This is a genomic window from Streptomyces tatrensis, from assembly GCF_049310065.1.
GTDB lineage: Bacteria > Actinomycetota > Actinomycetes > Streptomycetales > Streptomycetaceae > Streptomyces.
Window position 1 is genome coordinate 6,545,839 of record NZ_JBMDLB010000011.1, and the last position, 20,308, is coordinate 6,566,146.

General features: G+C 71.2%; 15 protein-coding genes. 7 read left to right on the top strand and 8 right to left on the bottom strand.

Translation table 11 applies throughout. The features are described 5' to 3' along the window. The first annotated feature begins 7 nt into the window (after positions 1-7). Positions 8-406: a thioredoxin family protein gene (locus ACODT5_RS45820; RefSeq protein WP_422524785.1), complete on the top strand. Its 399-nt coding sequence runs from the start codon at positions 8-10 to the stop codon at positions 404-406. Here the strand turns inward: ACODT5_RS45820 and glgB are convergent. The 4 genes from glgB to ACODT5_RS45840 form a co-directional block, all read right to left on the bottom strand. Continuing rightward, on the bottom strand, positions 384-2,705 hold the full coding sequence (glgB, locus tag ACODT5_RS45825) for a 1,4-alpha-glucan branching enzyme (RefSeq protein ID WP_422524786.1): 2,322 nt from the start codon (positions 2,703-2,705) through the stop codon (positions 384-386). The two genes, ACODT5_RS45820 and glgB, sit on opposite strands and share 23 nt — an antisense overlap. After that, positions 2,702-4,150: a maltokinase N-terminal cap-like domain-containing protein gene (locus ACODT5_RS45830; RefSeq protein ID WP_422524787.1), complete on the bottom strand. Its 1,449-nt coding sequence runs from the start codon at positions 4,148-4,150 to the stop codon at positions 2,702-2,704. The genes glgB and ACODT5_RS45830 overlap by 4 nt, the downstream gene beginning before the upstream one ends. A 172-nt stretch (positions 4,151-4,322) precedes the next feature. Next, positions 4,323-6,017: a maltose alpha-D-glucosyltransferase gene (gene treS, locus ACODT5_RS45835; protein WP_327255013.1), complete on the bottom strand. Its 1,695-nt coding sequence runs from the start codon at positions 6,015-6,017 to the stop codon at positions 4,323-4,325. Beyond that, positions 6,014-8,008 (bottom strand): alpha-1,4-glucan--maltose-1-phosphate maltosyltransferase, encoded by a 1,995-nt coding sequence (locus ACODT5_RS45840; protein ID WP_422524788.1) that lies wholly within the window; start codon positions 8,006-8,008, stop codon positions 6,014-6,016. Before ACODT5_RS45840 ends, treS begins: the two co-directional genes overlap by 4 nt. Before the next feature lie 324 nt (positions 8,009-8,332). On the opposite strand from ACODT5_RS45840, the gene ACODT5_RS45845 reads away from it, so the two are divergent. Both ACODT5_RS45845 and glgP read left to right on the top strand, forming a co-directional pair. Next, positions 8,333-8,467: a hypothetical protein gene (locus tag ACODT5_RS45845; RefSeq protein ID WP_422524789.1), complete on the top strand. Its 135-nt coding sequence runs from the start codon at positions 8,333-8,335 to the stop codon at positions 8,465-8,467. A gap of 162 nt (positions 8,468-8,629) precedes the next feature. Beyond that, positions 8,630-11,275, top strand: coding sequence for an alpha-glucan family phosphorylase (gene glgP / locus ACODT5_RS45850; protein WP_422524790.1), 2,646 nt, complete (start codon positions 8,630-8,632; stop codon positions 11,273-11,275). Positions 11,276-11,294: 19 nt separating this feature from the next. Here the strand turns inward: glgP and ACODT5_RS45855 are convergent, their stop codons facing one another. Next, a complete protein-coding gene (locus ACODT5_RS45855) occupies positions 11,295-11,489 on the bottom strand; it encodes a hypothetical protein (RefSeq protein WP_422524791.1) in 195 nt (64 codons plus the stop codon). Continuing rightward, a complete protein-coding gene (locus ACODT5_RS45860) occupies positions 11,486-11,656 on the bottom strand; it encodes a hypothetical protein (RefSeq protein WP_422524792.1) in 171 nt (56 codons plus the stop codon). The genes ACODT5_RS45855 and ACODT5_RS45860 overlap by 4 nt, the downstream gene beginning before the upstream one ends. A gap of 410 nt (positions 11,657-12,066) precedes the next feature. On the opposite strand from ACODT5_RS45860, the gene ACODT5_RS45865 reads away from it, so the two are divergent. The 4 genes from ACODT5_RS45865 to ACODT5_RS45880 all read left to right on the top strand — a co-directional run bounded on the left by ACODT5_RS45865 (position 12,067) and on the right by ACODT5_RS45880 (position 15,927). Then, on the top strand, positions 12,067-13,287 hold the full coding sequence (locus ACODT5_RS45865; protein ID WP_422524793.1) for an RNA-guided endonuclease InsQ/TnpB family protein: 1,221 nt from the start codon (positions 12,067-12,069) through the stop codon (positions 13,285-13,287). Positions 13,288-13,309: 22 nt separating this feature from the next. Continuing rightward, positions 13,310-14,017 (top strand): MFS transporter, encoded by a 708-nt coding sequence (locus ACODT5_RS45870; RefSeq protein WP_422524794.1) that lies wholly within the window; start codon positions 13,310-13,312, stop codon positions 14,015-14,017. 193 nt (positions 14,018-14,210) lie between these two features. Then, positions 14,211-14,717 carry a hypothetical protein gene (locus ACODT5_RS45875; protein ID WP_422524795.1) on the top strand — a complete coding sequence of 169 codons (507 nt, stop codon included), beginning with the start codon at positions 14,211-14,213 and terminating at the stop codon, positions 14,715-14,717. 73 nt (positions 14,718-14,790) lie between these two features. Further along, positions 14,791-15,927, top strand: coding sequence for an IS30 family transposase (locus ACODT5_RS45880; RefSeq protein WP_422524796.1), 1,137 nt, complete (start codon positions 14,791-14,793; stop codon positions 15,925-15,927). Between the two features lie 78 nt (positions 15,928-16,005). On the opposite strand, the gene ACODT5_RS45885 is transcribed toward ACODT5_RS45880, so the two are convergent. Both ACODT5_RS45885 and ACODT5_RS45890 read right to left on the bottom strand, forming a co-directional pair. Beyond that, a complete protein-coding gene (locus tag ACODT5_RS45885) occupies positions 16,006-17,466 on the bottom strand; it encodes a nitronate monooxygenase (RefSeq protein WP_422524797.1) in 1,461 nt (486 codons plus the stop codon). A gap of 270 nt (positions 17,467-17,736) precedes the next feature. Next, on the bottom strand, positions 17,737-20,001 hold the full coding sequence (locus tag ACODT5_RS45890) for a M4 family metallopeptidase (protein ID WP_422524798.1): 2,265 nt from the start codon (positions 19,999-20,001) through the stop codon (positions 17,737-17,739). Positions 20,002-20,308: the final 307 nt, after the last annotated feature.

Sequence of the window (20,308 nt, forward strand, 5' to 3'; positions counted from 1 at the left end):
GATCACGATGGGTGAGACCACGATGAAGGACCAGAAGGCCCACGGTGTGGCCGAAGTGACCGAAGTGACCGAAGTGACCGACGCGGACTTCGAGCGGGAGGTGCTCGCCGAGCGCGGCCGGCCCGTCCTGGTGGAGTTCACCGCCGACTGGTGCGGCCCGTGCCGCCAGCTCGCACCCGTCCTGTCCGCCGTCGCCGCGGAAGAGGCCGACCGCCTCAAGGTCGTGCAGATCGACGCGGACACCAACCCCGAGACGCTCGTGCGCTACGGGGTGCTGTCCATGCCGACCCTGCTCGTCTTCCGCGACGGCGAGCCCGTCCTGCAACTGGTCGGAGCCCGCGCCAAGCGCAGGCTCCTCCAGGAGCTGGAAGGGGTGCTCGCGGCTACCGCCGCGGCAGGGGCCTGAGCCAGACCGTCGCCAGCGGCGGGAGGGTCAGGCGCAGGCTTGCCGGACGGCCCTGCGCGGGTACCGGTTCGGGGCGCAGCGGCTGGGTGTGGTGGACGCCGCTGCCGCCGTAGAGCTGCTGGTCGGTGTTGAGCACCTCCTGCCACAGCGGCACCTCCTCCGGGACACCGATCCGGTACCCGTGCCGGACCACCGGCGAGAAGTTCGAGACGCACAGCAGCTGCGAGCCGTCCTGGGCGAAGCGCAGGAAGGCGAAGACGTTGTCCTCCGCCGCGTCCGCCTCCACCCACGCGAACCCCTCCGGCACCGTGTCCCGCTCCCACAGGGCGGGCGCCGCCCGGTAGGTGCGGTTCAGGTCGCCCACGAGGCTGCGTACGCCCCGGTGGTCACCGGCCGCCGCGTACGAGGAGTCCAGCAGCCACCAGTCCGGACCGTACGTCTCGGACCACTCCGAGCCCTGCGCGAACTCCTGGCCCATGAAGAGCAGCTGCTTGCCCGGGTGGGCCCACATGAAGCCCAGGTACGCCCGGTGCGCCGCCCGCTGCTGCCACCAGTCGCCGGGCATCTTCGACACCAGCGAGCCCTTGCCGTGCACCACCTCGTCGTGGGAGATGGGCAGCACGTAGTTCTCGCTGAACGCGTAGATCATCCCGAAGGTCATGTCGTGGTGGTGGTACTTGCGGTGCACCGACTCCTTGGACGCGTAGCGCAGGGTGTCGTGCATCCAGCCCATGTTCCACTTCAGCCCGAAACCGAGCCCGCCCCCGTCGGTGGGCTGCGTGACGCCCGGCCACGCCGTGGACTCCTCGGCGATCGTCACCACGCCCGGGCAGCGCCGGTAGACGGTCGCGTTCATCTCCTGGAGAAACGCCACCGCGTCCAGGTTCTCCCGGCCGCCGTGCTCGTTCGGCGTCCACTCGCCCTCGCTGCGCGAGTAGTCGAGGTAGAGCATCGAGGCCACCGCGTCCACGCGCAGCCCGTCCACGTGGAACTCCTGGCACCAGTACACGGCGTTGGCCACGAGGAAGTTGCGGACCTCCCGGCGCCCGTAGTCGAACTCCAGCGTCCCCCAGTCCGGGTGGGCGGCCCGCCGCGGATCGGGGTGCTCGTACAGCGGCCGCCCGTCGAACTCGGCGAGCGCCCAGTCGTCGCGCGGGAAGTGCGCCGGCACCCAGTCGACGATCACCCCGATCCCGGCCCGGTGCAGCGAGTCCACCAGGAAGCGGAAGTCGTCCGGGGTGCCCATCCGGGAGGTCGGCGCGTAGAAGCCGGTGACCTGGTAGCCCCAGGAGCCGCCGAAGGGGTGCTCGGCGACCGGCATCAGCTCCACGTGCGTGAAGCCGAGCTCCGTCACGTACGCCGGGAGCTGCTCGGCCAGCTGCCGGTACGAGAGGCCGGGCCGCCAGGACGCCAGGTGCAGCTCGTACACCGAGAAGGGGGCCTGGTGCGGCGGGCGCTCCCCGCGCGAGGCCATCCACTCCGCGTCCTGCCAGACGTAGGAGGAGGCCGTCACCACCGAGGCGTTGGCCGGCGGGACCTCGGCGTGCTTCGCCATCGGGTCGGCGCGCAGGGTGTGCGAGCCGTCCGGGCGGGTGATGTCGTACTTGTACAGGGCGCCCTCGCCGACGCCGGGCAGGAACAGCTCCCACACGCCGGTCGCCCCGAGCGAGCGCATTGGGTAGGCGACCGAGTCCCAGTACGAGAAGTCCCCGCTGACGCGCACCCCCTGTGCGTTCGGCGCCCACACCGTGAACCGGGTGCCCGCCACGCCCTGGTGCTCCATCGGCTCCGAGCCGAGCGCCGTCCACAGCTCCTCGTGCCGGCCCTCGCCGATCAGGTGGAGGTCGAGCTCGCCGAGCGCGGGCAGGAACCGGTAGGGGTCGTGGACCTCCACCTCGTCGCTGTCGTACGCCACCAGCAGCCGGTAGTCCGGCACCCCGGTCAGCGGCAGCATCCCGGAGAACAGCCCGTCGCCGTCGTCGAAGAGCTCGGCCCGCAGCCCCTTGGCGAGGATGGTGACCGCCTTCGCGTACGGGCGCAGCACCCGGAAGGACACCCCGCTGCGCTGGACGCGCGCCCCGAGCACTCCGTGCGGATCGTGGTGGCGGCCCTCCAGCAGCCGGGCCCGTTCCTCCGCGCCCAGCGGCGGCGCCGGCCGGACCCCGTGCGACGGTGCGGCCCGCCGGGCCCTGGGGGCCCGGGGCTTCTTCACACTCGTTTCGGCGGGGGTGCCGGCGGTTTCAACGGCGGCCTTGGCTTCGTCGCGGACGGTCGGTGACGGCTGTCGTGCGGCGCTCACGCGAGCGGCCTCCTCGGGGGCTTCGGGTGGTGGGGGGTGGTGGATCCGGGGACGGGGGGATGCGTGCGGTGGGAGGGGGGACGCTGCGGCTCCGACAGCCGCCGGATCGCCGCCATCGGCACGTGCAGCCAGTCGGGCCGGTGCCGGGACTCGTAGCGGGCCTCGTACACCGCCTTGTCGGTCTCGTAGGCGCGCAGCAGTACGGGATCCTCGCGCGGGTCCCGGCCGGTGGTGCGGGCGTAGCCCTCGCAGAAGGCGGCCCGGCAGTCGTCCGCCCAGGCGGGGGCGAACGGCCGGTGCGAGCGGGCCGCGTAGTCGAAGGAGCGCAGTATCCCGGCGATGTCCCGGACCGCCGGTTCGGGGCGGCGCCGGTCGGCCAGCGGCCGGGCCGGCTCGCCCTCGAAGTCGATCAGCGCCCAGCTGCCGTCCACGGTGCGCAGGGTCTGGCCCAGGTGCAGGTCGCCGTGGATCCGCTGGGCGGACACCCCGGACCCGCGGGAGGCGGCCAGCGCGTCGAAGGCCCCGCGCAGCCCGGCCTCGTAGGGGCGCAGGGCCGGTACCTCGCGGGCGGTGGCGGCGAGCCGGGCCGTCATCCCGGCGGCCAGCCGGGCCGTCTGCTCCGGGCCCAGGGCGACGGTGGGCAGGGCCCCGGCCAGCGCGCTGTGCACCTCGGCGGTGGCCCGGCCCAGTGCGTGGGCCTCGGTGGTGAAGTCGGCGCCGGTGCGCAGCCGGTGCAGCGCGAGCTGCCAGCCGTCGTCGGAGCCGCGCAGGTACGGCTGGAGCACGCCCAGGGTCAGCGGCTCGGAGCCGGGCAGCTCGGCCTCGTACCAGGCGACCGGCGCGGGCACCCGGGCGCAGCCGGCCGCGGCCAGGGCGCGGGGCAGCTCCAGGTCGGGGTTGACCCCGGGGCCGACCCGTCTGAAGATCTTCAGGATGTACGAATCCCCGTAGATCAGCGAGGAGTTGGTCTGTTCCCCGGACAGCGGCCGGGGGGTGGGTGCCTCGGGGATCACGGCGGCCGGATCCCGGTCGAAGCGCAGCGGGCCCAGGGTGCCGGGGGAGCGCAGCCGCTCCAGCAGCAGTGAGGCGAGCCGCGGATCGCCCAGGCCCTCGTAGACCGACTGGCCGGCGTACGGGCCCTGCTCGGCGCGGCCGATCAGCGCGGGCGCCAGGGCCGGCGGCAGCGGGCTCGGGCGGATGCCGAGCAGGAGCTGGTAGCAGTCCCCGTCCACGTCCAGCAGCAGGTGCAGCAGTCCGGGGGCGGACCCGGGCGGGAGCAGTTCGGCCGCCGAGATGGCCCTGAGCCGTCCGATGGCGCGGCCCTTGCCCGCGAACCAGCGCTGCGCGGGCAGCCAGGCCCGCAGCATCGGCTCCAGTGGTCCGAGCCCGAGCCCGGTGGCCCGGTCGGCGGTGAGCCGATCCCGGGCGGATGCAGCCTCCGACATGGCGTCGCGTCCTTTCCCCGGGCCGTCAAAGAATGCGCAGAGTGTCCCGGATCGCGGTGTTTGCTTCTCCGGTGTGAGCGAGTGTCGGGTCAGAAGGGTCCGTACAGGGGCGGGCGATTGACCCATTCGCCCGCCCTCGTGCACCTCGTGCGTCGTCACTCCGAGCGGAACGTCACTCCGAGCGCAGGCGGAACCAGTAGAAGCCGTGGCCCGCCAGGGTCAGCAGGTACGGCCATTCGCCGATCGGCGGGAAACGGACGTCGCCGGTGAGTTCCACCGGGACCCGCCCGTTGAACGACCGCAGGTCCAGCTCGGTGGGCTGCGCGAAGCGCGAGAAGTTGTGCACGCACAGCACCAGGTCGTCCCCGTATTCACGGAGGAAGGCGAGCACCGCCGGGTTCGACGAGGGCAGTTCGGTGTACGAGCCGAGTCCGAAGGCCGGGTTGGCCTTGCGGACCTCGATCATCCGGCGGGTCCAGTGCAGCAGCGAAGACGGTGAGGCCATCGCCGCTTCGACATTGGTCACCTGGTACCCGTGGACCGGGTCCATGATGACCGGCAGGTTCAGCCTGCCCGGATCGCACGAGGAGAAACCGGCGTTGCGGTCCGGGGTCCACTGCATCGGCGTGCGCACGCCGTCGCGGTCACCGAGCCAGATGTTGTCGCCCATGCCGATCTCGTCGCCGTAGTACAGCACCGGCGAACCGGGCAGCGACAGCAGCAGGGCGGTGAACAGCTCCATCTGGTTGCGGTCGTTGTCCAGCAGCGGGGCGAGGCGGCGCCGGATGCCGATGTTGGCCCGCATCCGCGGGTCCTTGGCGTACTCGGCGTACATGTAGTCGCGCTCTTCGTCCGTGACCATTTCGAGCGTGAGCTCGTCGTGGTTGCGCAGGAAGATGCCCCACTGGCAGCGGTCCGGGATCGCCGGGGTCTTCGCCAGGATTTCCGAGACCGGGTAGCGGGACTCTCTTCGCACCGCCATGAAGATGCGCGGCATGACGGGGAAGTGGAAGGCCATGTGGCACTCGTCCCCGCCCTTCTGGAAGTCCCCGAAGTAGTCGACGACGTCCTCGGGCCACTGGTTCGCCTCGGCGAGCAGCACGGTGTCCGGGTAGTGCGCGTCGATCTCGGCGCGGACCGCCTTGAGGAGGGTGTGCGTGCGCGGCAGGTTCTCGCAGTTGGTGCCCTCCTCGGCGTAGAGGTAGGGCACGGCGTCGAGCCGGAAGCCGTCGATGCCGAGGTCGAGCCAGAAGCGGAGCGCGGAGACGATCTCCTCGACGACGGCCGGGTTCTCGTAGTTGAGGTCCGGCTGGTGGGAGAAGAACCGGTGCCAGTAGTACTGCTTGCGGACCGGGTCGTACGTCCAGTTCGAGGTCTCGGTGTCGACGAAGATGATGCGGGCGTCCTGGAACTGCTTGTCGTTGTCGGCCCACATGTAGTAGTCGCCGTAGGGCCCGTCCGGGTCCTTGCGGGACTGCTGGAACCACTCGTGCTGATCGCTCGTGTGGTTCATCACGAAGTCGATGATCACCCGCATGCCGCGGGTGTGCGCCGCGTCCACGAACTCCACGAAGTCGGCGAGGTCGCCGAATTCGGGCAGCACTGAGGTGTAGTCGGCGACGTCGTAGCCCCCGTCGCGCAGGGGTGAGGCGAAGAACGGCGGGAGCCACAGGCAGTCGACGCCGAGCCACTGGAGGTAGTCCAGCTTCGCGGTGAGCCCCTTGAGGTCACCGACGCCGTCGCCGTTGCTGTCGTGGAAGGACCGTACGAGGACCTCGTAGAAGACCGCCCGCTTGAACCAGTCGGGGTCGCGGTCCTTGGCGGGGGTGTCCTCGAAGGTGTCGGGGACGGGATCGTTGATCATCATGAGATGGGTGACCCTCCGGTGGGCGGGGACGGTCGCAGAGCCGCCAGAACGTGCGCGGGCGTGCGGCCCGGTTCCAGGCGCACGTAGTTGGCCCTGCCCCAGTGATAGGTATCGCCGGTGAGCTCGTCGCGCACCGCGAGGGACCCGTGCCAGTCGAGGCCGAGTACCGGCATGTCCAACGAGACCGTCGCCTCCTGGGTGTGGTGCGGATCGAGGTTGACGACCACCAGTACGGAATTGCTCCCCGCGTGCTTCGAATAGGCGATCACCTGTTCGTTGTCGGTCGGGTGGAAATGGATGTCGCGGAGCTGCTGGAGCGCCGGGTTGCGCCGGCGCAGCCGGTTCAGGGCGGTGATCAGCGGGGCGATCGTGCGGCCCTCGCGGTCGGCGGCGGCCCAGTCGCGCGGGCGCAGCTCGTACTTCTCGGAGTTCAGGTACTCCTCGCTGCCCTCCTTGACCGGGGTGTTCTCGCAGAGCTCGTAACCGGCGTAGACCCCCCAGGTCGGGGAGAGCGTGGCGGCGAGGACCGCGCGGATCTCGAAGGCGGGGCGGCCGCCGTGCTGAAGGTATGCGTGCAGGATGTCGGGGGTGTTGACGAAGAAATTCGGCCGCATGACGGAGGCGGAGCGGGTGTCCGCGAGCTCGGTCAGGTACTCGGTCAGCTCGGCCTTGGTGTTGCGCCACGTGAAGTACGTGTAGGACTGCTGGAAGCCGACGGCGGCGAGCGCCCGCATCATCGCGGGGCGGGTGAAGGCCTCGGCGAGGAAGATCACGTCGGGGTCGGACTTGTTGATGTCCGCGATCACCTTCTGCCAGAAGACCACCGGCTTGGTGTGCGGGTTGTCGACCCGGAAGATCCGGACGCCGTGCTCCATCCAGTGCCGCAGGATCCGCACCGTCTCCCCGACGATGCCGGCCATGTCGGCGTCGAAGTGGATGGGGACGATGTCCTGGTACTTCTTCGGCGGGTTCTCCGCGTACGCGATCGTGCCGTCGGCGCGGTGGCGGAACCACTCCGGGTGCTTCTCCACCCACGGGTGGTCCGGGGAGCACTGCAGGGCGAAGTCGAGCGCCACCTCGATGCGCAGCTCGCGGGCCTTGGCGACGAAGGCGTCGAAGTCCTCCAGGGTGCCGAGCTCGGGGTGCACGGCGTCGTGGCCGCCCTCGGTGGAGCCGATGGCCCAGGGCACGCCCGGATCCCAACTCCCCGCGGACAGCGTGTTGTTCGGACCCTTGCGGTACGTGCTCCCGATCGGGTGGATCGGCGGCAGGTACACCACGTCGAAGCCCATCGCGGCGACGGCGGGAAGCCGCTCGGCGGCGGTGTGGAAGGTCCCGCTGACGGGAGCCCCGCCGGGCTCCAGCACCGCCCCCTCCGACCGGGGGAACATCTCGTACCAGGACCCGAAGAGGGCCCGCTTGCGCTCGATCAGCAGCGGCAGCGGCTTGGAGGCCGTCACCAGCTCCCGGAGCGGGCGCTTCGCGAGCAGCGCGTCGATCCGCGGGCCGAGGGCGGCGGCGTACCGCTCGGCCACGGGCCGGTCCTCGTCGCGCATCACGTCCGCGGCGGCCAGCACGTGCTCGCGGCCGTCGCGCTTGGGGATCTTGGCGGCGGCCCGCTCGTAGAGCTCGGCGCCCTCCAGGAGGGTGAGCCCGGTGTCGATCCCGGCCGGGATCTTCACCGCCGCGTGGGCCCGCCAGGTGCCCACCGGGTCGCTCCAGGCCTCGACGGTGTAAGTCCACCTCCCCTCCACCTCGGCGGACACCCGCGCCCCCCACCGGTCGGTGCCGGGGGCGAGCTCGGACAGGGTCACGGGGGGCCGCAGCCGCCCGCTCGGATCTCGGAGCACGACATGGGCCGCCACGGCGTCGTGTCCCTCGCGGAACACGGTGGCGGAAATCTCGAAGACCTCGTCCACGACCGCCTTGGCGGGTCTGACGCCGCAGTCGACGGCGGGGCGGACGTCCAGCACGGGAATGCGACCGATCATGATGGGATCACCTGGGGGCAGTTCGCAGGGCTCGGTGACAACAGGCCAGCCGGCAAGGCAGCTGGTAGTGCACGCTCTGTTCGCTCTGTTTCTAGCCGCTCGGAAGACGGCTGGGCTGCGGGCATGGCCGCTCCTGTCCGCGTTCACTCGGGTGGCGGGGAGGCGGTTCCGGGGTGTGCCGTGCGCTGTACCCGAGGAGCCCTTCCCACTCCAGCCGGGCCCAACCCGGGTGTTCGGTTAACTACTCGTACGTAGTGGAACGCCTGCCCGCGCTCGGCGGCCCAACACCCGCCGATGCTCCGTCAACTCGGACAGGACTACCGGATGTCCACACCTCCGCTGTTCCGCTACGCGGGACCGCCCGAACTCGCCGAGGCCGTGCGGCCCGGAGCGCGCGGGCGGCGCCCCCGTCCGCTCCCGCAGGAGTGGAACGTGGACGCGGGGCAGGACCCCGCGTGACCCCGGGGCCAACGGCTCGGGCAGAGGGAGCAGTCGGTGGAGGCCCGCTGGAGGCGCCATGGCCGGGCGGGGCGGGCGGCGCTAGCCTTCCGAGGGTGACGCTCGCGGTGCACAGCGTGGTGCGGCCGCTCCGACCCGTAATCCCCTGCGAAGGTGGAACGCGTGAAGGCTATCCGTCGATTCACCGTGCGCCCCGTCCTCCCCGAGACCCTCTCGCCGCTCGCCGACCTCGCGCGCAACCTGCGCTGGTCCTGGCACGCCGAGACCCGTGAACTCTTCCAATCCGTCGATCCCGAGGGCTGGCAAGCCGCCGGCGGGGATCCCGTCCGGCTGCTCGGCGCCGTGTCCGCCGCGCGGATCGCCGAGCTCGCCGGGGACCGGCGGTTCCTGAGGCGGCTCGCCGTCGCCGCCGCCGACCTCGATGACTACGTCCACGGCGGGAGGTGGTACCAGAGCCACGAGGCAGCCGCGGAGCTGCCCGCCGGCATCGCCTACTTCTCGCCCGAGTTCGGGATCACCGCCGCCCTGCCCCAGTACTCCGGCGGGCTCGGGATCCTCGCCGGGGACCACCTCAAGGCCGCCAGCGACCTCGGCGTCCCCCTCATCGGTGTCGGACTCCTCTACCGGCACGGGTACTTCCGCCAGTCCCTCTCCCGGGACGGCTGGCAGCAGGAGCACTATCCGGTGCTCGACCCCAACGAACTGCCCGTCGCGCTGGTGCGCGAGGAGGACGGGACCCCCGCGCGGGTGTCCCTGAGCCTCCCCGGCGGCCGGTCCCTGCACGCACACGTCTGGCAGGCCCGCGTCGGCCGGGTGCCGCTGCTGCTCCTCGACTCCGACGTCGAGGAGAACGACGCCGTCGCCCGCGAGGTGACCGACCGGCTCTACGGCGGCGGGAGCGACCACCGGCTGCTCCAGGAGATGCTGCTCGGCATCGGCGGGGTCCGGGCCGTGCGCGCCTACTGCCGGATCACCGGGCATCCCGACCCGGAGGTCTTCCACACCAACGAGGGCCACGCCGGGTTCCTGGGGCTGGAGCGCATAAGAGAACTGGAGGGGCAGCAGGGACTCGGCTTCGACGCCGCCGTCGAAGCCGTCCGGGCCGGCACCGTGTTCACCACGCACACCCCCGTCCCCGCCGGCATCGACCGCTTCGACCGGGCCCTGGTCGCCCGTCACTTCGGCGACGGCGGCGAACTGGCCGGCGTACCCGTCGACCGGATCCTGGCCCTCGGCGCCGAGACCTACCCCGGCGGCGACCCCGGGGTGTTCAACATGGCGGTGATGGGCCTGCGCCTGGCCCAGCGGGCCAACGGGGTCTCCACCCTGCACGGCGCCGTCAGCCGCGGGATGTTCGCCGGGCTGTGGCCGGGCTTCGACCCCGCCGACGTCCCCATCACCTCGGTGACCAACGGCGTGCACGCCCCGACCTGGGTGGCGCCCGAGGTCGTCAAGCTCGGCGCCAAGCAGATCGGCGCCGGCCGCACCGAGGACGCGCTCTCCGTCGGCGGCTCCCAGCGCTGGGACGCCGTCGCGGACATCCCCGACCAGGACGTCTGGGACCTGCGCCGGGTCCTGCGGGAGCAGCTCGTACAAGAGGTACGGGACCGCCTGCGCGCCTCCTGGCGCCAGCGCGGGGCCGCCGACGCCGAACTCGGCTGGGTGGACTCCGTCCTCGACCCGGACGTGCTGACCATCGGGTTCGCCCGCCGGGTGCCGTCCTACAAGCGGCTCACACTGATGCTGCGCGACCCCGACCGGCTGCGCCGCCTGCTGCTGGACCCCGACCGGCCCGTGCAGATCGTGGTCGCGGGCAAGGCGCACCCCGCCGACGACGGCGGGAAGCGGCTCGTGCAGGAACTGGTGCGCTTCGCGGACGACCCCCGCGTGCGCCACCGGATCGTGTTCCTGCCCGACTACGGCATGGCCATGGCCCAGAAGCTCTACCCGGGCTGCGACGTCTGGCTGAACAACCCGCTGCGCCCGCTGGAGGCCTGCGGCACCAGCGGGATGAAGGCGGCGCTCAACGGCTGCCTCAACCTGTCCGTCCTGGACGGCTGGTGGGACGAATGGTTCGAGCCGGACTTCGGCTGGGCCATCCCGACCGCCGACGGACTCGGCGCGGACGAGGACCGCCGCGACGACCTGGAGGCGAACGCCCTCTACGACCTGATCGAGGGCCGGGTCGCACCCCGGTTCTACGACAGGGCCGGACAGGCCGGACTCCCGGTGCGGTGGATCGAGATGGTCCGGCGCACCCTCGTCTCCCTGGGGCCCAAGGTGCTCGCGGGGCGCATGGTGCGGGAGTACGTGGAGCGGCTCTACGCTCCGGCCGCGCTCTCCCACCGCGCCCTGACCCCGGACGCGGCGCGGGACCTCGCCTGGTGGAAGGGGCGGGTCCGGGCGGCCTGGCCGCAGGTCACCGTCGAGCACGTGGAGGCCCTGACGGCGGGCCCGGTCGGCGGCACCGCCGAACTCGGGGCCACCCTCACCCTGCGCGTGCAGGTCTCCCTCGACGCCCTGGCACCCGAGGACGTGGAGGTACAGGCCGTCGCGGGCCGGGTCGACGCGCAGGACGTGATCCAGGGCGGGCGGGCCTTCCCGCTCAAGCCCGCCGGCGGACCCGACCTGGAGGGCCGCTGGCTGTACGAGGGCCCGCTCGCCCTCGACCGTACGGGTCCCTTCGGCTACACCGTACGGATCATGCCGGCGCACCCGCTGCTGGCGACCCCGGCCGAACTGGGCCTGGTCGCGGGCCCCGCCTCGGGCATGGACACGGACACGGGAGGCGGCGTGGTGCTGCGCTAGCCGCCTCGGCGGCAGGCGTTCAGGGGGCGGGCGGCGGGTCCACCAGCCGCCCGTCCTCCACCAGCATCCCGGCCCGCTTGATGCTGCGCAGGGCCGGGATGACCTCCACCTGACCCACACCGTCCACCGCGCCGATCCGCTCGGTCAGGTATGTGTACAGCGCGTCCGTGTCCTTGCAGATCACCACCGTCAGCGGATTCGCCGTGCCCGTCACCGCCGCAGCGAACGGCACCTCTGGGTGGCCCCCAAGGTCGCGCCTACCCGCGCCAGCCGGGCTGGGTGGACCTTCAGCATCCGGGTGGTCTCCGCCTCGAAGCCGAGGGTTCCGGGCACGGTCTCCACGTCGAAGTGCGGCGTGCCCTCCTTCCGCAGCCACTCCACGCGGCGCCGGGCCGTGGATTCGGGACGGCCGGCCGCGTGAGCCGGCTCCGGATAGCCGCTGCGGCCGTCCCGGCCCAGCAGGGCCAGGAGCGCCAGCTCCGTCCCGTCCAGCGTGTACCGCTCGGGCCGGCGGCCACACCAGCAGCGGGGACCTGGTCCGGGCGCAGTACACCGAGCCCGAACCAGTGGTCGGGGCAGCCGGTGAATATCCGCAGGACGTGTGCGCGCTGATCCCAGTCACCCGACGAGTGCGCGGCAGCTTGTCGAGCAGCAGGGCGTCACCTCCGTGGAGATCTTGTGCCGGTACTTCGTCACGAAAACCATGTGGGCGTGTAGGGCGAGAGCGCAGTGCCGACCAGTACGAATGTTCTGATACTCGGCCATAAACCGACTGCAATACGCTGATAGTCATGCAGCTCAGGTACTCCTTCCGGATGTACCCGAACGGTCCTCAGCGCTTGGCGTTGGCCAGGGCGTTCGGGTGCTCGCGGGTGGTGTACAACGATGCGCTCCGCGCACGTGAGACCGCCCGCACCGAAGGTGCCGTGTTTCCGAAGGCGGGAGATCTGTCCAAGCTGCTGATCACCGAGGCGAAGAGGACTGAGGAACGGTCGTGGCTCGGGGAGGTCTCCGCCGTGGTCCTCCAGCAGTCCCTTCGGGACCTGGACGCCGCGTACCGGAACTTCTTCGACAGCCTCAAGGGTAAGCGCCCCACCATGGGTGCGCCCCGGTTCAAGTCCCGCAAGGACAACCGGCAGGCCGTACGGTTCACCGCGAATGCCCGTTGGAAGATCACGGCCGGCGGTGACCTGTCGTTGCCGAAGATCGGCGATGTCCGGGTGAAGTGGTCCCGCACCCTGCCGTCCGTACCGTCCACGGTGACCGTGATCAAGGACGCGTCCGGAAGGTACTTCGCCTCATTCGTGGTCGATACCGGCACGGATGAGACGCTGCCCAAGGTGTCCGGTCAGGTCGGCATCGACCTGGGTCTCACGCACTTTGCGATCCTCTCGGACGGTACGAAGATCGAATCCCCGCGCTTCCTGCGCCGGGCGGAGAAGAAGCTGAAGCGGGAACAGCGCCGCCTGTCCCGCAAGGCCAAGGGCAGCAACAACCGGGCCAAGGCCCGTACCAAAGTCGCCCGCGCTCACGCGCAGGTTGCCGACGCCCGGCGCGAGTTCCACCACCAGCTCTCAACAAGAATCATCCGCGAGAACCAAGCGGTTGCCGTTGAGAACCTGGCAGTCAAAGGGCTCGCCCGCACGCGCATGGCCAAGTCCCTCCACGACGCCGGATGGTCGGCGTTCCTCGCCATGCTGGAATACAAGGCCGCCCGGTACGGGCGCACCCTCGTACGCATCGGCCGCTTCGAGCCGACCTCACAGGTCTGCTCGCAGTGCGGCGTCAAGGACGGCCCCAAACCTCTGTATATCCGCGAGTGGGAGTGCAAGGCGTGCGGGTCCGTCCTTGACCGGGACATCAACGCGGCGGTCAACATCGCCAAGGCTGCCGGACTGGCAGTGACAGCCTGTCGAGCGCGGGTAAGACCGGGACCAGTCCCGGCACTGCGCGAAGAAGCAGGGACCCACCGAGACGGTCAGTCGACCGTGGTAGGAATCTCCTCCCTTTAGGGAGGAGAGCGGAAGTCAACTGATGTACGTCTCCCTGTGGCTGTGGCTGCAGACCGCCGAGGGCATGGGCCCGGTCGGGGCCGGACTGGCCCTGCTGCCGCTGAGCCTGGCCGGCTTCCTCGTCGCCGCGGCCTCCGGCAAGCTCCTGCACGGGGCCTCGCACCGGATCACCATCGGCGGCGGGCTGCTGCTCATCGCGGCCGGGGCGCTGCTCCAGGGCTGGATGCTGGACGCGGGCGACGGCTGGACCGCGCTGGTACCGGGCCTGGCCGTCACCGGCGTGGGCGTCGGGCTGATCTCCCCGGCCCTGGCCGCCGCTGCGATGGGGGCGGTGCCCCCGGCCCGGGCGGGCATGGCGGGCGGCGCCCTGAACACCGCGCGACAGCTGGGCATGGCCCTGGGCATCGCGGTGCTCGGCGCGGTCTTCCACACCGGGCTGGCCGACGGCCTCGCCGGTTCCGGGCAGCCGCACGGCACGGCCGCGGCGCTGGCCGGCGGCGGGGCGGCGCGGCTGCTGGACACGGTTCCGGGGGCCGGGTCCTGGGTGGAGGCGGCCTTCGCGAGCGGGCTGCGCGACACCTTCTGGGTCTCGGGGGCCATGGGCCTCGCGGGGGCGCTGATCCTCTTCGTGCTGGTCCGCCGGCCCGTCGCCGGGTCCGGCGGCAAGGGCCCGGTTCCGGTGCCGGTGCCGGGCCAGGGCTCCGCGCCGGCGGAGCGGGCATCCGCCTGAGCGGGCCTCTTCGTACGCCCCGGATCCCGCGCGGATCCGGGGCGTTCGCGCGTTCGACGCCGGAAGGGACCGGGAGGGTGAACCTTCGAACGCGCTGCCGTGCCGAATCGCCTCATCGGGCTGGTCCGCTCCTACGCTGCCCGCGGATGCCAACCGGACCTGGCATCCGAGGAACCCGAGGAACGGACTCCCCATGCGTCTTCGCACCACCGCCATCGCGCTCACGGGCGCCCTCGCGCTCGTCCTGCCGACCGCCGGGCTGTCGTACGCCAACGACCACGACGACCGCGAGTACCTCGGCACGCTGCACTACCGGTACAGCGACGACGGTGACACGCGGAACGGCCGGATCGAGCCCGCCGACAACGACACCTGCTACCAGCTGACGCACGCTTCCCGGAACCACCCGGCCTTCCAGGTGCGCAACGACACGGAATCGCTGGCGGTGCTGTTCGAGGACCGCTCCTGCGGCGGCCGCGCCGTGGAGACGCTGGAGCCGGGCGAGCGGGCGGACGACCTGGAGGTCCGCTCGGTCTACTTCAAGCCGACCGACGACTGGGACCACCACGGCCGCCATGACGGACGGCACGACGACTGGCGCGACGACGAGGACCGCAGCATCGGCGGGCGCGCCGCCGCCGCACCGGCCGGCGGGACCACCTCGCAGATCCTGGACTCGGTCTTCAGCTCCATCGGCTGATGCGCGTCCGAAGGGCCCGGCTCCCCTGCTTGGGTTCTAGGAGTCGTTGCAACACCCCAGTTCAGGGGATGCGATGGACTTCAAGATCCGGGACCGGTCCGTTGTCCAGGGGCGCCGTGCCTTGTCCGAGGAACGGCGCCTCTACCTTCAGCTCATGCAGCGGGGTGTGAGCAACAAAGAGGCGTGCCGGATCGTCGGCATCAATGAGAAGACCGGGCGGCGCTGGCGTAACGGCCGCGCCCCGTCCGGCGGGAACGTCGGGGCGTCACCGCTCAACGCGGTGGCGCCCCCGTCCGCTCCCTCGCGGTATCTGCGTGAGACCGACCGGATCCACATCGCCGACCGGCTCCGGGAGAAGGCCACGGTCCGGGCGATCGCGGCCGAGCTCGGCCGCAGCCCCTCCACCGTCAGCCGGGAGATCCGCCGCAACCGCCACCCCGTGGGCGGCCAGTACCGGCCGCACGCGGTCCAGGCCGGCCTGGACGAGCTGTGGAGCCCGGAGCAGATCTGCCACGCTCTGCGGGCACAGTTCCCGAACCGGCCGGAGATGCACGTGGTCCACGAAACCGTCTACCAGGCCCTCTACGTGCAAGGACGCGGAGAACTACGGCGAGAGCTCGCCGGAGCACTTCGGACCGGACGCGCACGCCGCAAGCCGCAGCGCCAGGCCGAGCAGCGCCGGCCCCGCTTCGCCGAGCCCATGGTCATGATCAGTGAGCGTCCCGCCGAGGCTGAGGACCGGGCGGTGCCCGGGCACTGGGAAGGCGACCTGATCATCGGCAAGGACAGCGGCTCCGCGATCGGAACCCTCGTCGAACGCGCCACCCGCTACGTGATGCTCCTGCACCTGCCCAACGGCCGCAGCGCCGAGCAGGTCCGCGACGCACTCCAGGAGACCGTGCAGCGGCTACCCGCCCACTTGAAACGGTCCCTGACCTGGGATCAAGGCTCGGAGATGGGCCGCCATCACGAGTTCACCGTCGCCACCGACGTCCCGGTCTACTTCTGCGACCCGGCCAGCCCCTGGCAGCGCGGCTCCAACGAGAACACCAACGGCCTGCTGCGGCAGTACTTCCCGAAAGGCACCGATCTGGCCGTCCACAATCGCGAACATCTCGACGCCGTCGCAGCCCAGCTCAACGGCCGCCCACGCAAAACGCTCGACTGGGAAACCCCAGCCGAGCGCCTGCATAAACTCCTCGCGGCCTGATCAAACCAACCACGTGTTGCGACGACCCCTAGAAACCGCCCTGGGGGAGCCGGGCCCTTCCTGTGTTCCGGGCGGGCCTCAGCGGCCGGCGGGCCGGTCCGCGCCCGCCGCGAGCCACTGGACCACGTCCGCGGCCGTGTAGGGCTCGGCGTTCGGGGCGAGCTTCGGGAGGAAGGACAGGTCCTTGCCGATCGTGACCAGCGGGGGCTCCACCCGGCCGTGCGGCCGCCGCTGGGCCAGTCCGATCGTGGCCAGCAGGCCGTTGCACAGGCACTGGCGGCCCTTGGTGTCGGCGGCCTCGCCGCCCTTGCGGACGTACGCGGCCACCGGCTCGGCCGCGCACCGGTAGACCAGACCGCGCGGACCCCGTACGGGGGTGCGCAGGAACCCGAGGTCGCAGACCCGGCGCCGGGCTTCGGACACCTCCGGCTCGGAGACCGTCCCCGGCAGGTCCGCCACCTTGAAGGGGAACGAGGTGGGGGAGGCCTCGGGGTCGTTGCGGACCGAGAGGGTGCCCGTGTGGGCCCGGTCCAGCAGCTCCTCGCGCAGGTGGCGGGCCATCCCGGACTCCTCGCACAGGGCGAACGCGCTGCCGATCTGGACCCCGGCCGCGCCCTCGGCGAGCGCCCCGGCCACGGCCTCGGGGCTGGCCTGGCCGCCGGCGAGCCAGAACGGCAGTCCGAGCGCCGCCATCTTGGCGAGGTCGGGGTCGTCGCGCGGGCCGTAGACCGGCTCGCCGTCCTCGTCGAGCTTCATCGGCCCGCGCGGCGGGGCGCTGTGGCCGCCGGCCTGGCTGGTCTCGATCACGAAGCCGTCGGGGCGGGTGATCTCGTCCCGGGCCAGGTAGGTGGCCAGGACCGGGAGCGAGACGATGGCCAGCACGTGGGGGCGGCGCAGCGGGCCGGGCAGGTGCCCGGCGAGCAGGGCCGCGGGGTCGAAGAGGTGCTCCAGCGGCTCCTCGTCGCCTTCTACGTGGAGCTTGCTCACGCAGCGTTCGTAGCGCGCCAGCCTTGAGGCGAGGGAAGGGATCTGACCGGGGACTCCCGCGCCCACGAGCACGTAGTCGACGCCTGCCAGGATCGCGCCGAACATTGCGGGGGCCGTGGCGAGCTGGATCTTCTCCAGGTAGTTGATGCCGATGACACCGTCATGTCCCTCCTTGGCGAGCCAGACCTCGACGAAGTTGCCGAGGACGGTGAGGATCTCGGCCTGCGAGCCGCCCGTCGCCCGCAGTCGCGGGGTGGTGCGCATCGCCGTGCCGTCCGCGAGGCCTTCCTCGCGGAAGTAGAGGTCGAGGGCCGACTGGGCGAGCTCCGGCAGCGGGAAGGCCGCCAGGGCCCGGCGGGCGTGGCCGCCGGGGTCGCCGGTCTGCAGCACGCGGGCCAGTACGACGTCCAGGGCCGTCCCCGAGACCACGCCCAGCTGGCCCTCGCCGGAGACGGCCCGGGCCAGCCGCCAGCCGGAGACGCCGACGCCCATGCCGCCCTGGATCAGCCAGGGGTGCTGCACGGCGGGGGCTGTCGTGGGGGTCTGCGGCATGGGTCACGTCCTCGGAATCACCCGAACCTACGGTTCCGTAGGTTCGCTGAAATCCACTATGACCCGGGAGCCGCCCGCCGGACGGCGCCGAAGGTCCCGGCCCTCAGGGGCGCCGGACCTGGTCCGGCGGGGCTTTTGGAACGAGGGGGTGAACGAGGGGGCGGGGGAACGGCGTGGGGAATTGGAACAGGGCCGCCCGGGGAGGTCTTCTCCCGGGCGGCCCCGTGGTCTAGCGGTTCAGCTCTGGTTCACGGACGGCCCCGGTGGGGGTCAGAAGGTGAGCTTCCAGCTGTCGATCTTGCCGGTGTCGATGTTCGCGTTGTCGTTGACACGCAGCTTCCACACGCCCTGGGCCACCTCGGAGGAGGCGTTGACCGTGACGGCCTTGATGATGTTGTCCGCACTGCCGCCGCTGCGGTTGTGCAGGTTGTACAGGGTGCCGTCGGGGGCGACCAGGTCGACCTTCAGGTCACCGATGTAGGTGTGGAGGATGTTCAGGTCCACCTTGAGGGTGCTCGGGGCGTTGCCCGTGCGGTTCACGGTGATCGGGGAGTCGACCGTCGCGTTGTCGGCGATGGCGTAGTCCGTGGTGTTCTCGAAGACGTTCGGCTGCGAGGTGCCGACCGTCCAGCTGAACGCCGCCGTCCCGGTCTGGTTCGCCGAGTCGGTCACCGTGACGGTCACGTTGGACGTGCCCGCCGTGGAGGCCGTGCCTGAGATCAGGCCGTTGGAGGCGTTGATCGACAGCCCGGCCGGCAGACCGGTGGCCGCGTAGCTCAGGGCACCCGCGTTGGTGCTGGTGGCCTGGACCTGGAGGCTGACGGCGCTGCCCGTGACGGTGGTCTGGTTGCCCGGGTTGGTGACCGTGACGCCGTTCACGATGCGCGGACCGACGTTGATGGCGGCCCAGGCGTTCGCGGCGTTGTTGTACGTGGTCGAGCCGGCGCCGTACAGGTCGGCAGCGGCCTGCAGGGTGGCGGTACGGGCGGCCGCGTAGTTGGTGTTCGACCTGAACAGGTTGGTGGTCAGGGCGCGGAACCAGATCTTGGACGCGGCGTCACGGCCGATCGCGGTGACCGGGAGGCCGTCGGAGGTCGGCGAGTCGTAGCTCACGCCGTTGACGACCTTGGCGCCCGAGCCCTCGGAGGCCAGGTAGTACCAGTGGTTGGCCGGGCCCGAGGAGTAGTGGACGTCGATCGAGCCGATGCCCGAGTACCAGGCGTCCTTGGACGAGCCGTCCTTGCTCGGCTTGTCCATGTACCGCAGCGGGGTGCCGTTGCCGCGGATGTCGATCTTCTCGCCGACCAGGTAGTCGCCGACGTCCTGCGGGTTGGCCGCGTAGAACTCGACCGCCGCCGCGAAGATGTCGGAGGTGGCCTCGTTCAGACCGCCCGGCTCACCGCTGTACGTCATGTTGCCGGTGACCGAGGTCAGGCCGTGCGTCATCTCGTGCGCGGCCACGTCGGTGGAGGTGAGCGGCTTGGCGTTGCCGTCACCGTCGCCGTACGTCATGCAGAAGCAGGAGTCGTCCCAGAAGGCGTTCACGTAGTTGTTGCCGTAGTGGACCCGGCTGTACGGGGAGACCCCGTCGTTGCGCAGGCCGTTGCGGCCGTGGACGTTCTTGAAGTAGTCCCACGTCACCTGCGCGCCGTAGTGGGCGTCGGAGGCGGCCGTCTCCAGGTTGGCCGGCAGGCCGTTGCCCCAGACGTCGTCCGGGCCGGAGAAGAGCGTGCCGGTGCCGGAGGTGGCCCGGTTGAGGTTGTTGGTCTTGTGGCCGCCGCGCGTGGCGTCGTTCAGCGTGAAGTTGCTGCCCGACTGCGAGGTGCCGATCGTCACCTGGCCGCTGTACATGGTGTTGCCGGTGCCGGTCTTGACGGCCTGCCACTCGGTGATCTTCGCGCCGGTCTTGGCGTTGGTCACCACGTGCAGCTCGCTGGGCGTGCCGTCGTGCTGGAGGCCGCCGACGACGGTCTCGAAGGCGAGGACCGGAGCACCCTCGGCCGCCCAGATCACCTTGCGGGCGCCCTTGGTGGCCTTGGCCTCCTTGGAGCCCTCGGCGTTGGCGGCGGAGACCGCCTGGCTCTCCGCGGCGGACGGCGCGACGGTGGCGGTGGTGTCCACCTTCAGGTCGTGGTTGGTGGCCTTGGTGACGAGCTTGGTGACGCCGCCCTTGGCACGGACGGTCAGGTCACCGCCGAGCACCGGTATGCCGTTGTAGGTGCGCTCGTACGAGGTGTGGGTGGTGCCGTCCACGTCCTTGACCACGTCGCGGACGATGAGCTTCTCGCCGCTGCCGAGGCCGAGCGCCTTGGCGGCCTGCGCGGTGGTGGAGTTGGCCTCGGCCAGGAGCGTCGCACGCTCCGAAGCGCTGAGTTTGAGATTGGCCGCGCCCGGGTTGGCCTGGGCGACCTGTCCGGCCTGCGACGCGGTGGCGTCGGCGTTGGCGGATCCTGTCTGGATGCCTACGGCGAGGAGAGCGGCCGCGGCAACAAGCGCGCCGGCCGTGGTGGCACGCCGCTGGGGGGTGGGACTCAACGCAGACTCCTTCTGCAAGGGGGGTTCCGGATGGCTGGGTGGGCCTCCGGGCAGATCGGGCTGGTGCGAAGAACGGTCGAAGAGTGCCATCTGAGCGCCGTGATGTCAGGGCCGCGTCAAAAGGTTGGCCTGAAATCGTTCGTTGTCCGAAGAGACGTATCCGGTATGCGGAGCATTCACTTTGAAATGAGAAAGGAGGGCCCCGCGGCCCGAATGTGGACCGTCGATCTCTAACGCTTGGGCAACAAGATGTCCGGTTCCCCGAAACGGCGTTTAACGTACGGGTGTTTGTCGTACTGTTTCCCGG